At 46.7% G+C, this 15,932-nt stretch carries 15 protein-coding genes; 7 read left to right on the top strand and 8 right to left on the bottom strand.

The features are described 5' to 3' along the window. Positions 1-9: 9 nt before the first annotated feature. From OCU49_RS03870 to OCU49_RS03855, 4 genes are all read right to left on the bottom strand, one after another. A complete protein-coding gene (locus OCU49_RS03870) occupies positions 10-1,737 on the bottom strand; it encodes a putative bifunctional diguanylate cyclase/phosphodiesterase (RefSeq protein ID WP_261843679.1) in 1,728 nt (575 codons plus the stop codon). 332 nt (positions 1,738-2,069) lie between these two features. Continuing rightward, complete coding sequence (locus OCU49_RS03865) at positions 2,070-2,840, bottom strand: TatD family hydrolase (RefSeq protein WP_261843678.1); 771 nt, start codon at positions 2,838-2,840, stop codon at positions 2,070-2,072. Positions 2,841-2,980: 140 nt separating this feature from the next. Beyond that, on the bottom strand, positions 2,981-4,567 hold the full coding sequence (locus OCU49_RS03860) for a peptide chain release factor 3 (RefSeq protein WP_261843677.1): 1,587 nt from the start codon (positions 4,565-4,567) through the stop codon (positions 2,981-2,983). A gap of 256 nt (positions 4,568-4,823) precedes the next feature. After that, positions 4,824-5,471, bottom strand: a complete 648-nt coding sequence (locus OCU49_RS03855) for a LexA family protein (RefSeq protein ID WP_000854920.1) — start codon at positions 5,469-5,471, stop codon at positions 4,824-4,826. A gap of 117 nt (positions 5,472-5,588) precedes the next feature. Between OCU49_RS03855 and OCU49_RS03850 the strand changes: the two genes are divergently transcribed. From OCU49_RS03850 to eexS, 7 genes are read left to right on the top strand one after another with little or no spacing between them, the layout of a single operon-like run. After that, on the top strand, positions 5,589-5,840 hold the full coding sequence (locus tag OCU49_RS03850) for a helix-turn-helix domain-containing protein (protein ID WP_000451746.1): 252 nt from the start codon (positions 5,589-5,591) through the stop codon (positions 5,838-5,840). Positions 5,841-5,895: 55 nt separating this feature from the next. After that, complete coding sequence (locus OCU49_RS03845; protein ID WP_261843676.1) at positions 5,896-6,765, top strand: hypothetical protein; 870 nt, start codon at positions 5,896-5,898, stop codon at positions 6,763-6,765. Continuing rightward, complete coding sequence (locus tag OCU49_RS03840; protein ID WP_261843675.1) at positions 6,752-7,414, top strand: DUF6475 domain-containing protein; 663 nt, start codon at positions 6,752-6,754, stop codon at positions 7,412-7,414. Before OCU49_RS03845 ends, OCU49_RS03840 begins: the two co-directional genes overlap by 14 nt. Beyond that, complete coding sequence (locus tag OCU49_RS03835) at positions 7,401-7,949, top strand: lytic transglycosylase domain-containing protein (RefSeq protein WP_261843674.1); 549 nt, start codon at positions 7,401-7,403, stop codon at positions 7,947-7,949. Before OCU49_RS03840 ends, OCU49_RS03835 begins: the two co-directional genes overlap by 14 nt. Further along, positions 7,946-8,245 carry a flagellar transcriptional regulator FlhD gene (locus tag OCU49_RS03830; RefSeq protein ID WP_000210563.1) on the top strand — a complete coding sequence of 100 codons (300 nt, stop codon included), beginning with the start codon at positions 7,946-7,948 and terminating at the stop codon, positions 8,243-8,245. Before OCU49_RS03835 ends, OCU49_RS03830 begins: the two co-directional genes overlap by 4 nt. Beyond that, the gene (locus tag OCU49_RS03825; protein ID WP_261843673.1) at positions 8,242-8,775 is read left to right on the top strand and encodes a FlhC family transcriptional regulator; all 534 of its coding nucleotides are present in this window, start codon (positions 8,242-8,244) and stop codon (positions 8,773-8,775) included. The genes OCU49_RS03830 and OCU49_RS03825 overlap by 4 nt, the downstream gene beginning before the upstream one ends. A gap of 54 nt (positions 8,776-8,829) precedes the next feature. Next, positions 8,830-9,261 (top strand): entry exclusion protein EexS, encoded by a 432-nt coding sequence (gene eexS / locus OCU49_RS03820; RefSeq protein ID WP_078461284.1) that lies wholly within the window; start codon positions 8,830-8,832, stop codon positions 9,259-9,261. Positions 9,262-9,293: 32 nt separating this feature from the next. Here eexS and OCU49_RS03815 read toward each other — a convergent pair whose 3' ends face one another. From OCU49_RS03815 to OCU49_RS23795, 4 genes are all read right to left on the bottom strand, one after another. Continuing rightward, the gene (locus OCU49_RS03815) at positions 9,294-12,863 is read right to left on the bottom strand and encodes a conjugal transfer protein TraG N-terminal domain-containing protein (RefSeq protein ID WP_261843672.1); all 3,570 of its coding nucleotides are present in this window, start codon (positions 12,861-12,863) and stop codon (positions 9,294-9,296) included. A gap of 3 nt (positions 12,864-12,866) precedes the next feature. After that, positions 12,867-14,255, bottom strand: coding sequence for a conjugal transfer protein TraH (locus OCU49_RS03810; RefSeq protein WP_043116926.1), 1,389 nt, complete (start codon positions 14,253-14,255; stop codon positions 12,867-12,869). Positions 14,256-14,257: 2 nt separating this feature from the next. Beyond that, the gene (locus OCU49_RS03805) at positions 14,258-15,202 is read right to left on the bottom strand and encodes a thioredoxin family protein (RefSeq protein WP_261843671.1); all 945 of its coding nucleotides are present in this window, start codon (positions 15,200-15,202) and stop codon (positions 14,258-14,260) included. A 93-nt stretch (positions 15,203-15,295) separates the two neighbouring features. Beyond that, positions 15,296-15,640, bottom strand: coding sequence for a Hachiman antiphage defense system protein HamA (locus OCU49_RS23795; RefSeq protein ID WP_512699306.1), 345 nt, complete (start codon positions 15,638-15,640; stop codon positions 15,296-15,298). Positions 15,641-15,932 lie beyond the last annotated feature (292 nt).

Genomic DNA, 15,932 nt, shown 5'->3' with positions numbered 1-15,932 from the left:
ACACAACTGTTAACGATTGCACTGCAAATATTCAATAAATTCCTTTTGCGGCAAGGGCAGAGAGAAATAATACCCCTGCGCCATGTCACAACCTTCATCTCTGAGAAAATGCCATTGCTGCTCAGTTTCCACTCCTTCAGCAATCACCTCTAAGCCTAATGCATGGCCCATCGCGATAATAGCCTGGACCAGTGCAACACTTTCCATATCTTCCGGTATTCCTGCCACAAAAGTCCGGTCAATTTTAATCCGATTAACCGGACAACGCTTCAGATACCCTAATGCTGAATAGCCTGTACCAAAATCATCAATCGACAAACCTATGCCCATTTCACGAATCTGTTCCAGCCTGGCATCAACATCATCTGTATTCGATAACAGTAAACCTTCTGTAATTTCTATTGCAGTTTTATCTGCCGCAAGCGATCCACTCTCCAAAAGACTTACCAGCTCAGCACACAGATTATTATCATTAAACTGCAATGCAGAAGCATTAACACTGAAAGCAATCCCGGGGCAACGCTGCATAGTTGCTACCGACTGACGCAATACCCAAATACCCAGCTGATGAATCATTCCACAGCTTTCAGCCACCGGTATAAACTCTGCAGGCGATACCACCCCTAACGCCTGGTTGTTCCAGCGCAATAGAGATTCTGCGCCAACTGGCACGCCATCTGAAGCATTAACGATTGGCTGATAATAAACTTCCAACTCTTCATTGTTGAGAGAATCCTGAATATGCCGTTCTAACAACAGCCGACGCTGTAAACTGTTGTTGAGTGCATCAGTATAAAAACGAAAAGTATTACGGCCGGCATCTTTAGCCAGATACATAGCGGCATCAGCCCGCTTAATCAACGTATCACCATCCCGGCCATGATCAGGAAATACCGACACACCAATACTGACACCAGCCTTTAAGTCATTACCTTCCCAAAAAAAAGGCTGCTGAGCCTGAGCCGTCAGCTGTTTTAGACGATTAGTTAATGCCAGTGAATCCGATAAATCCGACAATAAAACAATAAACTCATCACCACCGTAACGGGCGATAACATCAAAACTGCGAATCTGGCTGCGAAACCGTTTAGCAACATCTTTCAGAAAGGCATCGCCCGCTTCGTGGCCCAGCTCATCATTAATTCTCTTGAAGCCATCAAGATCAAGAAACAATACTGCAAATTTTTCTTTAGTCCGGGAGGTTCGGTCAATCATTCGCTCAATTTCAATATGTAACTGGCGACGATTTGGCAGATGAGTCAGCGCATCATGCTGCGCAAGATATTCGATTTCTTTCTCAACTTTACGCCGGCGGGAAATCTCCTGCTCCAGCCCAAACCGTAGAGACCACATTTTCAGGAAAACATGAATTTTCGACAAAAGAATATCGGGATTAACCGGTTTTTGGATGTAATCAATTGCGCCGGCGTTATAGCCCTGCAATCGTTTTTCCTCATCATGCTGAAAAGCAGTAATGAAAATAATTGGAATATTCCGGGTTTCTTCCATTTCACTCAGTAGCTGAGCAACTTCAAAACCATCCATACCTGGCATATTCACGTCTAAGAGAATTAACGTAACATGCTCTTCCAAGGCCAGCGCCAAACCATTATTGCCTGAATCTGCGGTAACAACTTCAGCCGTAATATCTTTTAACAGCACTCGCATTGCCTTCAGGTTGGCATGGACATCATCAATAACCAAAATTTTGGGTATGACTGTCTGCATACTTCCCATCAATACACCCCTTGCGATACAACACTTGTTAGATTTCGTCTAAGAAACACATCCATAGTGCTTCCACTGAACCTCACTCGTGACACTGCATCCATGCAATAAGTAACTGTCTTCCTTTTCTGCCTTCCTCTGGCCACTTTACCGCATAGCTTTCCGACTCATTCCAGTCTTGTATCCGCAGGAAAATACACAGCAAATAAATATGCTAACGCCTGATTAATTTAAAACTTTAATCGAACAACAAATCAACTCTCTTAATCGCCAGACCAAAGCTAAGCCTCTCATTCCGGGCAATAGAACTTTCGAGAACGAACAAAAACGCGCTACTAATTTCAGATATTAAAAATAGCCTGGCTGTTTTCGGAAGTAATTTCAGCAACTTCTGCCAATGATATATTCCGCAAATCTGCCAGCGAAGCCGCAACTAATGCCGCACGCTCTGGATAATTAATTTCCCCCTGATAACCGCACAGGGGCATATCCGGAGAGTCCGTTTCCAACACTAAAGACGCCAGAGGTAACTGCGCAAAAGTCCGGCGTAATTTTTTAGCTCTTTCATAAGTAATACTGCCGCCTACACCTAACTTAAATCCCAGTTTGATGTATTCTTCAGCCTGTTGCAGGCTGCCACTAAAGGCATGTACGACACCACCCCGCTCAAGCTTAATTCGTCTCAGCTGTTTTAACATCAGGTCATGCGCTTTACGTACATGCAGAATAACCGGCTTATTAAAATCAGCTGCTAACTGTAGTTGCCGGTTAAGAATGCTTAGCTGACGCACAGAGTCCTTATCAGACTCATATAAATCCAGCCCAATTTCACCAACAGCAACAATGTCATCAGCGTTCTTAGCAAAATAATCAGTTAACTCCACCAATGAGCTTTCGCTATCAGTATCAAGAAAGCAAGGATGAACGCCTAACGCGGCATAAATATTTATATGCTGCCGGCTTAACTCAAGAACCCTTGCCCAGTTAGCGTGATTTACACCCGGTACCACAAAACAATTTACTCCTGCACTTTTTGCTCGTAACAGCACATCGGCTAATTGCGACTGCAATACCGGAAAATCCAGATGACAATGACTGTCGATTATTTCCACATGCCTTACCTATTTAAAAATCCGATTCAAAAGTTTACTCACAAAGCGACTGAAACTATTCACTTCATCATAAGCCGAACTCGAGACATAAAAAAACCGCTGTAATCTTTAACTACAGCGGTCTTTTTGAATCGTGAAGATTAATGCTCGCGAGTTGCACGGAACTGTAAATCTGGCCAACGCTCTTCAGTCAAACTCAGGTTAACCCGGGTCGGCGCCAGATAGGTTAACAACCCACCACCATCCAGTGCCAGATTATCCCCACCTTTACGACGGAATTCTTCCAGCTTCCGATCGTCATCACACTCAACCCAACGGGCAGTCGCCACACTGATCGGTTCATAAATGCATTCCACCTTGTATTCATCTTTAAGGCGATAAACAACAACCTCAAACTGAAGCTGACCAACCGCACCAAGAATCAGATCATTTTTATTGATCGGCTGAAATAACTGAACCGCACCTTCTTCTGAGAGCTGCTGCAAACCTTTCTGCAGCTGCTTCATTTTCATAGGATCTGTAGCTCGGACCCGACGGAACATTTCCGGTGCAAAATGTGGAATACCCGTAAATTTCAGCTCTTCACCCTCAGTGAAAGTATCACCGATCTGAATCGTACCGTGGTTATGTAAACCAATAATATCGCCAGACCAGGCTTCTTCCACATTAGAACGGTCACCCGCAAGGAAAGTCACCGCATCAGCAATTTTCACATCCTTTTTGATACGCACATGGCGCATCTTCATGCCCTTCGAGTAACGACCGGAGCAGACCCGCATGAAAGCAATACGGTCACGATGTTTAGGATCCATGTTCGCCTGGATCTTAAAGACGAATCCGGAGAACTTTTCTTCATCAGCTTCAACTTCTCGTGTTAGCGAAGCGCGCGGCGCAGGTGATGGAGCAAAATCAACAAAACCGTCCAGCATTTCACGCACGCCGAAGTTAGACAGCGCCGTACCAAAATAAACCGGGGTCTGACGACCAGCGAGGTATTCTTCAAGCTCGAACTCATGGCTCGCACCACGAACTAACTCTACTTCTTCAAGGAAATCGTCATATAAATCGCCCAATAATTCACGGGCTTCGTCCGACTCAAGACCACTGACCTGAATGTCATCAGGAATAATACTTCCCTGGCCAGGCGTGAATACATGAATGGTATCAGTATAGAGGTTATACACCCCACGGAAATCCTTACCCATGCTGATAGGCCAGGTAATAGGAGCTGCCGCAATTTTCAGAACGTCTTCGATCTCATCCAGCAAATCAATAGGATCACGAATATCCCGATCCATTTTGTTGACGAAAGAAAGAATCGGCGTGTCACGTAAACGACAAACCTCCATCAGCTTGATGGTCCGGTCCTCGACACCTTTAGCACCATCCACAACCATCAGCGCGGAATCCACAGCGGTCAGTGTGCGATAGGTATCTTCCGAGAAGTCTTCGTGACCCGGTGTATCCAGCAGATTAACGATACGGCCATTATGCGGAAACTGCATAACGGAAGAAGTAACCGAGATCCCCCGCTCCTGCTCCATACTCATCCAGTCTGACGTCGCATGACGATCAGCCTTTTTGCCTTTTACCGTACCGGCTTTCTGAATCAGGTTTCCGAATAACAGCAGTTTTTCGGTGATAGTGGTTTTACCGGCATCAGGGTGGGAGATGATAGCAAAGGTCCTTCGCTTATTGATTTCATTGAGAAAATCTTGGTTTGCCATGTATAAATTCTTTTAGTTTGTACACGGATTTGTACACACTTTTGGAAGTACTCTCTTTTCAGTTCTTCGCTTGTCAAATCCGTCGTGTTAATCGTAATTGGCCGCTATTTTCGCTGATCTTGACTTTATAAACAATCAATGGTTATCTAATCGGTTACCATTTACTCTCAGCGTGCGCCAATGCTCAGTTGTAGCTGTTTGCAATCGTTGCTTCTTCAGCTCATGAACAACTGTGGCTAAACCACAAATTCCTTCGCTACCAGAAATCGATGATAGCTTGTCGTACTACACCGATGATGGTGCAGTTGCCGTTGATCGGTATTGCCGGGTATTGCGGGTTCAAAGGTTTTAGATACTTCTGTTCACCATCAATAACCAACTGCTTAAAGGTTGCTTCTTTCGAATCATCCAAACGCGCAACAACCAATGAACCTGAAGAGTACGGTAACTCAGGATCAACAACGATCACTGCTCCCTCAGGTATGGATTTTTTTCCGCTTGGATTTTCCATACTGTCGCCTTTTACGCGAAGTGCGAAACAACCCTCATGTGCTTTCCCAGTGACTTCACGCCACTCCTCAGCATCTTCATGGGCAAATCCCTCCGCTATTTCAGTCCAATCACCGGCCTGAACCCAGTTAATGAGAGGAATTCTTCCCTTAATATCAGGCCCGACTTCTACATTACCGACCCCCAAGCCAATCTCGCCATCACCTGTGGCGAGCCAATGAGCATTCACGCGAAGCGCCTCCGCGATCTGCATGGTGTAACGAGACCTAGCCGATTTACCAGAGCAAATCTGGCTGATCGACTGCTGTTTGATACCAATGCGACGAGCCAACTCAGACTGAGTCACCCCAGTAAGCTGCAAGGCATGGTTTAGTCGTTCGGATAAAGTTTTCATAAGCCCGTATTCTACAAATAAAACTGTAGCCTTTCAACAATTTTAACTGTTGACTTATCTACAGTTTAAACTGTAACATTCAATCTTGTAACAGTTTTTATTGTAACAGGAGACGGTATGGAAGTGTTCAACACGACACAAAAACATCTCCGCCGTGCCATTGACTTGGTCGGCGGGCAATCAGCATTAGCGCGAGCCATCAACTCAAAACAGCAAAACGTCTGGTTTTGGTTGAATAAATCAGGACGTGTTCCCGCTGAATTCGTTTTACCCATCGAACAAGCTACGCAAGGACAGGTAACCCGATCTCAGTTAAGACCGGACATCTACCCCGAATGCCCAAGCGAGCTGAAAGCCAGTAACCAGTAGGATTAAGGGCAAGTAATGGTCAGCATTTTACGTAAACACAGAAGCGAGGACCTCCATGCGTGATTATGGCAAGGTCTACACCCGCTTTTGGCTAAAGCAAAACGTTTTGTCCTGGAGTGACTCTGCGAAGTTGCTAGGACTGTATTTGCTTACATGCCCACATTGTAATTTGCTTGGCTGCTTTCGGTTGCCGATTGGTTACGTTGCTTCTGACTTGAACTGGGATGAGCAACAAGTTGCTAAGGCTTTAAGTGAGTTAGAACAAGATAAGTTCCTGATTCGTTGCGAGGAATCCGGTTGGACTTTGATTCGGAGCTTTCTGAAGCACAACCCAATCGAAAACCCAAACCAAGGTAAGGCAGCCTTTCGGTTGCTTAAAGATGTACCTGCCGACTTCGTTGGTATGGCATCGCTTTTGAAGTCACTTGCCGCTTTCCAAGCTCGGCTTCCAGAAGAATTTTCATCATTGTTTATGCCTGATGGCAACCCGGTAAGGGACTCTCAACGGTCGGATGACTCTGAGAGAAGCAATAAATCAACAGTAAAAACTGTTGCCCACATACAGTTTGAAGACTTCTGGGATGTGCAAATACGCAAAGAAAAGAAAGCGAAAGCCAAAGAAGAATGGCTACGCATGGGCCTCAATGAAGACCATGAACTCGCCTTGGAAGTGCTAACACGCTGGAAAGAGCAACGTGAAAACCGATTGCAATATCAGGATCGGACTAAGACCCCTATGCCACATAACTGGCTTTTAAACCGGCAATGGGAAGACGAGTACGTTCGCATTGATGAAGCACAGCAAACACCGACGAGCCTAAAAGGCAGCAATCACCAGTTGAATATTGAAGAAAGCAATCGTCGCATCGCTGAAAGTTGGGCCGGACCAGGTATTCGGGAGGTTCGTTCAAGTGCAGGAGGTTGATAAACGCGAGTTTGCTGAGGTTTGGGGAGCCGCTTGGGCCATGTATGGCAAAAGCGTATCACCGCAATTGCTATCCATCGCATTTGAAGCCCTTCGTGCTTATAGCATTGAAGAAGTGCGAATCGGTCTGACTCGGCATATTCAATCACCGGATACTGGGCAATTTTTTCCAAAGCCCGCTGACGTCATCAAGCATATCGATGGCAACTCGGGTTCAAGAGCCATGGTTGCTTGGAACAAAGTTGACAAGGCTGTTCGTCAGGTTGGCGCTTGGACATCCGTGATGTTTGACGATGCGCTTATTCACCGCGTGATTTCAGATATGGGTGGATGGGTTGAACTCTGCAAGGTTGATGACAGGGAATACCCCTTTAAGCAAAAAGAGTTTTTAACACGCTACCAGGCTTACTTGCTGCGGGACGAAGTGGGTGAATACCCAAGGCTATTACAGGGTATTGCAGACCATCACAACCAGCAAAAAGGATTTGATATACAAGCGCCTGTTGCCGTGGGTGACTGGTCAAAAGCGGCACAAGTTTACACGAGAGGCATCGCCAATTTTAGCGCAGTGCCTTTGAAAAGAATAAGCCCGAAAGCCATTCAGGCGCTTCTCGGAAATCAATTAGAGGACAAAAATGAAAACGATTAAAGCAAAAACCGTTGCCCTAGTGATAGCCATGTCCGCAAGCACTTCAGTCTATGCGTTTCCGGGCTATCAGTGGGAAAAAGTAGCACAAAGTGTTGGTATTGATCCAGTCATGCTCTACGCCGTTGCCTTGGCTGAGTCGGCCTCACATCGAGGTCTTAACATGACCAGTCCATGGCCATACGCAATTCGCAATGGTTCAAACGCAACCTACGCCAAATCTAAGACAGAAGCGGAGCAACTGTTAAACCAGGCACTTCAAGAGAGTGAAAAATACCAGCTCGATATTGGCCTTATGCAAATCAATTTGCATTGGCATGGGCATCGAGTGAGCTCAGCAGCCGAACTGCTAGACCCCATCACCAACCTTACTGTCGGCTCCAGTATTTTGGCCGAAGCAATCAAGTCTTCACCAAACGATTTAGAGCTTGGCATAGGCCGCTATCACAGTTGGAACGAAGAACGTGCACGCTGGTATGGGCAAAGAGTGCTTTCTATCTATCGCAATATTTTACATGAACTGGAGGTCCGTCAATGACAACCAATCAACAAGACTTCTATCAATTAAATTTGGCGTACCTACACGCAGCACGTGAATTAGCGCGAATTGATCCGCAAGAGGCGGTCTTGCGCTTTGGACTTACACGCGACGTGGTGGATGCACTGATTAATGCCGGTGTTGACGACCTGCAACGAGTGGCGACCTCATCATTCATGCTGTTTCAACCAAGGGGTAACCAAAGCCAACTGATTGAGATGGTGAAGAGCAAAGGCACAGGTATCCCAAGAATCGCTTATTTATTATCAACCCTAAACAACAAGGGGGATGCATGATTGATAACCTGTCCAAAAGTGAGCTGTTTACCCGAGCCTCGCTGCTTATTAAGTACGGATTTCGAACGACCATTATCGCGCTCGATACAGGTTTGCCAATCCACATTATCAGAAGGCTGCACAAAGAAGTGACTGGCAAGTCACCTTGTCCTGGTCAATTGCCAGAATCTGATGCCATCGTTAAAAGCAGAAGAGCCCTAGTTGAAGGCTCCCTGCTGATGGCGCTTTATGTCAATATTGGTGGTGATAATGTCTACAAGAAATTAAATATCGATGCTTTGATGAAGGCTTACGATGCGTACTTGGTTGCAAGAGAAGAGGCAGATCTTCCAGCTGAGATCCCCTGGAAAAAACTGACCATCAATGAAGGTTGGGTTCTAGCTCGTGATTTAAGATCACAGCTTGCATCCTTACACCGGTGTCGATGCGGTAGTCTGTATTTGACGGTATCTCAACAGCGCATTCAGCTTAAATGTCCTGTGTGCGAGATTATGGCCGAGCAAACCACTAGAGCACTTTATGAGAACTAACATGCTGATACATGATTTGATTGTGCACCGCCCGTGCACTTTGAGAGTACTAAGATGACAAGCTTACTTAAATCTTTACCAGCACGCTGCTGGGTTATATCACTGGGGCTTTTTCTGGCGACTTTGGCTGCGGCTCATTTTTTTCCATCAGAAATATTAACGGCATCTGCCAAGTTAGCGGCTTTGCCATTTCTGTTCTGCACCGTCGTTTTTTTCAGCTACTTGGGATTCAAAGCGACCTGTAATCCCATCGGACTTATAGCCATCATTACTATGCTTGTAGCAATCGCATATTGGCAAGCGAGTTGGACAATTGTTGGTTTGGGACTCTTTTTCTTAGCTATTTGTACTGGAATTAGATTCTTGAGCAGCCAAGTTAAAGATTCGGGTAGAACTTTGAGCATTGAAGAAAAATGGTATTGGTATAAGCTCCATTCGTTTTTTGATGGCTTTTATCCTAGGTATCCCAAAAAGCCAAAAAAATAGCCAGCCCACCACAAGCTGGCTACCTTCTGTTTTTAGTTCCTTCCTGATGCCTGGTTATAGGCCCTAATATCGATCAAGTTGTTCTGAGCATAATCTCCCGCAAGGGATGCATTTGAGATCACTGCAATCTGCTTATCCACAAATGCTTTATCTTCTTCGGACACACTGTCGGGGATGTAAGCGCCACTCTCATCCTTTTGACGATACTCATTTAGCATTTGTTCCCTTAGGCCAAGCATTTCAGGCGACCAACTCGATGAGTCTTCAGAGTTGAAAACGCGCCCCGCCAAACCTTCATTGAAAGCTTGAGCGAACACTTGACTTTGAATCGGGGTCAATCCCATTCTCTGCCCTTCGCTGTATGCTTCCTGTTTAAAATCATCGGCATACTGTTCTAAGAACTCACCATATCGATTGTTAACTGCCGCACCGAATGCCCCAGCCAACATGGCTTCAGACTTAGTGCCCCAGTTTACTTCGGAGGCATACTGCGAACTCGATCCACTGTATGCATCATTAAACGCCGTCAAAGGGTTTTCCAAAGAGGTTCCTGCATCAACGGCGGCTTTTAAGCCATCCCAGGTTGATTTGCTAGCCACCGTAGCATTGTGCAAGAAACCTCGTGAGCCAGGATCTTCAAGCGCTTGTTCTTTGTAACTCTCATAGTCTTCGCCAAAGTGATTCAAGGTATGCAGTGCTGCATCAGTATGCTTGCCACTGAAATCACCAATAGCACTGGCGCTGTTGAAGAACATTTCAGCACCAGAAACTCCGCTATCATCAGCCATAATGCGTGATCGCCACTGAGATCCAGCTTCACTGTTTAGTCCAGATTGATAGGTACTTGTGTCAGTAGCTACGGCCTGCTGAGCTTGCTGCTGATGCGCATTCAACTGTCCATCTATACCAGACAGATTGGTTTGGTAAGCCGATTGAGCTGCGTTGAACTGAGTTTGAACTGTTGCTGCATCCTCGTAGCCGCCCAATACACCCGATTCAACTTGGCTTTGAGTACCACCAAAAGTAGGTGCAGTTGATGACAAGCCTTCATTTGAGCGCGGCTGAATTGATCGTAAATCGGCTCCGGTAGCCATGGCCATAACCGTCATTGCAGCTTGATAATCATTGTCGCGTTCAGCGGGCGTTGAAGAGTTGCTATATGTTAAAGACTCCATAGCTGCCGCTACATACGCCTGATTATCATCAGGTAGCAAGCGCTGATACATTGGAAGGTTTTCACGTAAACGGTTACCTGCTTCAACATGCTGGTTCATATAGCGACCTAAATAATCCATGACTTCAGGATTGTCCGCCGCTAATCGGGTTAACGTCGCACCATCAGTATTTCTTTGTCCTGATAGACTGTAGCTGGCCTGATCAAGCTCACTAAAGCGATTTGATGCCGTGACAACGTCTTGTGCTGAACTCTGAAGTGACTGATAGTCTTGGTTAGACAACGACATTTCAACGCCAGAACGTCTTGAGTCTGAAAGGTCCTTAACCATCGCATCGCGATACTCAGCACGTCGTGAATCACTTGATGCCAAGCTTTGCATCTCCCCAGTGAGCGTATTTGCGGTCGTAGATCGAGAACTGCCTTCTGACGACTCAACTTGGCCACTAAAGTTACCACCTAAATCCAGCCCTGCTCGTACCCTTGATAGTTTTGGTACACGAGATGAGTCTGGCTTATCGACTCCTGGCAAGTTGCCCTGTGGAGAATCATTGCCGCCAGTACCAAGAAGCCTTCCAAGAAAGCCCTTATCAGCAACTTCTTTCTCACCGGGATTAGTAATGGTTCCATCGCCACCGACCCTTAGGCCTCCCGATAGCACGCCCGATACCAAGCCACGTACAGCATCTTTTTTATCGTCTCCAAAACCATACCGAGTTTGCAGGTCATCAGTAACCTGATTAACAACGGCGCTAGATGCGGAGTTAGATGAGCCGATCTGACGTCCAACCGAAGACAGGTTGTCGTAACTTAGCTTTTCACCAAAAGTTCGACTCATAGTATTCCCAACCTGACGACTAAAGGCTTGGGTTGCCTGAGTCATGGATTCTTTTGCAGAGCCGACCATTGAACCCACCGCGTTTCCGACAGAGAAACTGCTTAGTAGGTTTGACGCGCCGGTCATAGCAGAACCCGTAAGGGCTGAATTTTGGAACATTGACTGTGATTGCATTACCGGGGCATTTTTCGCGACATCTGGACTTGCCATCTTTTCATCAATTGCATCACCGTTTTGAAGACGTCCAGCCAAGTGGGTAGCGGTTATTGCTGAGCCATACACGAGCATGAGCGAAATCGCCGGAACACTCGACGCCAACATGCCGCCAGTAGCTATCCAGGTTTGCAGCACTGAATCCATCTGCATCATCCCAGCAAAAGATGGCACTTCTGTACCTGCAAAGGCATCAAGCGCCGACATTTTCCCAGCAACAGTTAAATGGATATATAGGTTAATGATGGCCATGACAGGCATCCAAAGTTGAATCCAAAGCAGGATTAACAAGTACTTCCCAGCCATTCGCATCCCGATTTGGCCAAGGGCTATCACAAAGGCCATCAAAGGGGTGATGGCGTAAATGAAACCCTCAAAAAACGTCATCATCGGACGAACGATACTTTGGAACAGGGTCTGCTCCGCCGCCCATTGTGTATTGCGCTGCTCAATCGCTTGGTTAACCATAACGGCTGCGGTGAAAGCTTGATCATCCATATACTTGCCCGTCACGCTTTGCTCATAAATAGGCAAAAGCACTGACGCGGTCATGTACTCTTGGGTGTTAACCGAAGCCAAACCAAGGTTATTCAGTGCATTTCGGATCACGTCATCAGTGTCCGTGGCTGACGAAGTCCCCAATGAGGCCGACAGAACCTGTTTAAGCCTTGGAATGAAGGTTGATTCTGTCATGAGTTTCAGTTGGCTGTAGGCATCGGTGCAGTCCAGATCGCTACTGCTACCACTGAGCATAATTCGAGTGCCATAAATGCGCGAATCAAACCTAATCGCAGTCATCGGATTAGGATCACTCAGCACCTGATCGAGGTTTTTTTGGCTAATATCGATGCCAATCAAGGTGCATTCTTTGATGTAGTTAAACCACGATTGCTCTATGTCCGAACCGCCGACACGATTTGCATCACCCAACCCAGAGCGATCCATCACCTGTTTTCTCACTTTAATCAGTGACTGTAAACTGGATGCAAAGCCGTATTCCGTCATGGCGGGAGTTGAGAACGCCGTTTCAAACAATCGCGTGATTTGAAAGCCAACAGTCGAAATCGTACTGCCTGCGGCAGCAACACCGATGGGCACATTATCAACCACTCGAACTTGTCCCGTGTACGCATCCTCAATGCTCACTCGGGTACTGGGCCCAAACATGGTTGCAAAGACTAGCCATGAGACTAAGACGTGTTGAAAGTTAATCCCACGACCACCTTGCATTAAGGCCTGAACAGAGACCATCAATACCCCAATGAGCAAGCCAATCCGAACCATTGAAGTAAAGTCGCCTGTACCAGTGATCATCGCGACAGCATTCAGGACCTTTTCTAAAAAAGCCGAATCCCCGATGGAATAGATCTCCCACATTATCTATTCCCCCAGCGCCGTAGATTTAACGGTGTAATAACGCTGTTTGCGAATGGTCTGAATCACCTGATTAAAATGCGCCAGCAATTCTTGCTCTGAACCGTATCTTCGCTGTAACGCAGCGTATTCCTCATTTATTTGGCGACGAGCACGTTCAAGGTCTTCAGTTAACAACTTCGCATAGGCATGATCTTCCACACCAGAGGTGCTTCTAGCAGCATTGAGCATGTCTTCAACCAATGCTCGGGCCATCTCAACAGCAATAAATGGTGCCGCTCTTGAAGCAAACGACCTAGCGGCCCCTTCATTTAATGCAGAAAGTGTTCGAATCATGCCGCCAATGCTCGCAGGAGCCGAGGTCATAAAAGCCTTTTCGGTGGTGCTAGCTGCCCCAGTATTTCGAGCAAACTTAAAAATAATGCCGTTACTAGAACCTGTACCAAGCAGTAAATTTTCTACCTGGGTTGATAACCCGGTTAGGGTCACGTTAGTGATTGTCGGATTCAGACAGCCGTCTTGTGTCACTGTGTCACATCGGTACATAGCGACGTTACCACCATGAATTAGATGCTCAATAGTCACTTTATTGCCATTCAGTCTGGTCAGTTTTGGGGCTTTACCTTGGCCATCAGCGGCATTCGCTAAATCACCAACAATGATCGAACCCGTCACAGACATAACTGCTTCAAGAAAACGGTCATCCCCCGATGCAAACCAGCTTGATGCCGAATGACGTTTCAGTGCTCGCCAGACCAAATTACCTTTAATCGTTTTGTTCACATCAGATGCCGCGACACTTGAAGCATTCTCGTAAGGGTTCTTACCGTTGGATTCACTCCAACTGGTAAAAACGTCTCCAGCCCCTTTAAGTGAGCTCAACATGCTGGCTTCTGTTTGCCCCTTTTTACCAAAAGCAGCCAGGGTATCGTTCACGACTCCCTGAGCCATTTGACAGGAATTGCCGAAATACTCGTTCAACTGCTGGATTTTCTTTTGTAGTGTCTCCATGTGCTGGGAGCATTTCTCACACATAGCACTGAGCGCCAATTGGAATGCATATCCCTTGGCGTTTGCAGCAACAGAGCGAAGTAATTGAACAAACTGATCCGCGTTAACAAATGACAAACTTCCAGCGAACATATCAATGCCGCCACAACCGGCTTGGAATGACGGTGGCACCATGGAGACGAGGTTCTCATTCATGATCCTGTTACGAACAACAACACTTCCTCCAGATATAACGCCACGTCGTTGACTCTCGAATACACCAGGCGCAGTGCTGTTGGTCATTGAACCAAACAACTGGTTCATCTCCTGTTGCAAACTTGCTTGGCTCATAGACGAAAAACCAATCGCACACGCGATTAGCGATACTTGAAATACTTTTTTCATCGTTATAACCCTCCTTGTGCACGCAGATAGCGAACAAGGAACTCAGGGTCCTGTAATATCTTTTCGTTAAGCTCTTGGGCTGACATCGCGAGTGACACGCCCGGTTGAACAGGTCTGGTGGCATAGTAAGTTTGATCGTCAATCCAACCGGCTTGATGGGCTGCAAGAATGATTCGATTATTGAGCTCATCAAGGCTCATTGCGCCCTGGCCAATCGGAGTGATGACATTAGGCGGGTCTACTAAAAAGACCGCTGGAACAGTCGTAACGGACAACGATTGTGCTTGTCCTGAATCGATCTTGTAATTGGGAAACTCTCCACCGGGTAAAGGCAAGCCATCGACAGCAATAGCAAACACCTCGAAACCGTAGTTCAAAGCCATGGATTCGATGATAGGCGCTTGAGCATGGCAGTAAGGGCAATCCGAACGATAGAAGAAGAACAAGCCAGCCCGTTTTGCTACTTCACCTAAAGCAATATCTCGTTGAGAGCCAGCTTCTCGATCCATCCGATTGGCAGCATAGGTAGCCAAGGGTCTGCGACTGATTTCATCCAAGACAGGATCGCCCATGACCACCTGCTGACTAACATCAGCAAACTGTGAGCCCTTATCCATCATGACGCGCTGGAGATACAGATAGGCTCTGACGTTCTCATTCGTCGGCTCATCAATTGCCTTGTCCATGAACGACTGCATGTGCTCACGAAACCAGGCAGCACTGAAGGGCTTTAGCTCGTCCTGACTGGGCTCAACGGAACCAAGTTCCGGCTTTATAAGCTCTTCAGCCTCCGTTGGTTCAGGAATGACCTGATACCAAAACCAGCCTTCCTGACCACGCTGATAGAATGGACCATCACTGGCATGGGCGGGCAAGATGAATAGAAAGAAAATAATGATTGGGATGGTCACCCACAGGATAAACCAAGGTAACAAAGGGGTTCTCATTGTCAGCTCCAGAAAATTTCATTGAGCTAACATGCTAAAGATCCCCGTAAGAGTGATTGGCCAGATAGATGAAGGAATCGTGTGTGTTTCTGACTACACATCTTGAAGTCTCGCCTTGGCCTTCTTTCCTGAGAATTGCGCCTTCGCTTCAAAGATCTCCAGCCTATCCTTCGAAGATGCTTTGCCATCCTTGACGATATGAAAGCCGATGTGACTGCCTTTTGTCGACTCGTTTCGGATGGTTTTGTCACTATAGCGAGTGCGTGGAACCCAGTAGCCGAATAGATATTCAAGAAAATCGGCTACCAGCACTTCGCCGAAATCGCCAGCGCGTATGCTGGGACCTAGTGCAGCTTTGGGGTCAGAAACTTTATGGTATTTATACCCAAACAACTTGGAGTTGCAGGTAGGCGACCAACGAACAAAGCCTCTGAGCACTTCGTGAACATAGATACACTATGTCATGAGGTTTGTGAGTGCCTGTCAACAACGCTGCAACTTCAATTAAGAAAGGTATAGATACTCCCCGCGAGAGCACTTGCGCCCTCTGTGCCAACAATCTATTTCGCCGTCAAAGCAATATGATTGCGGAAGTGTTTCGCCCATGCGGAGAGCACTGCCTCGTCGTTCTCATGACGGAACTCCCAGACCTCGACCTCCTTGCCGTCGGCGGTCTTCAGTCGTTCGTTCGCCGGTGTCAACCAGCCATTTAGTGTGTTCCGAAGTCCAA

Origin of the sequence: Aliamphritea ceti, from assembly GCF_024347215.1 — a bacterium.
Lineage (GTDB): Bacteria > Pseudomonadota > Gammaproteobacteria > Pseudomonadales > Balneatricaceae > Amphritea > Amphritea ceti.
This window is presented reverse-complemented; position numbering and strand designations above follow the sequence as displayed.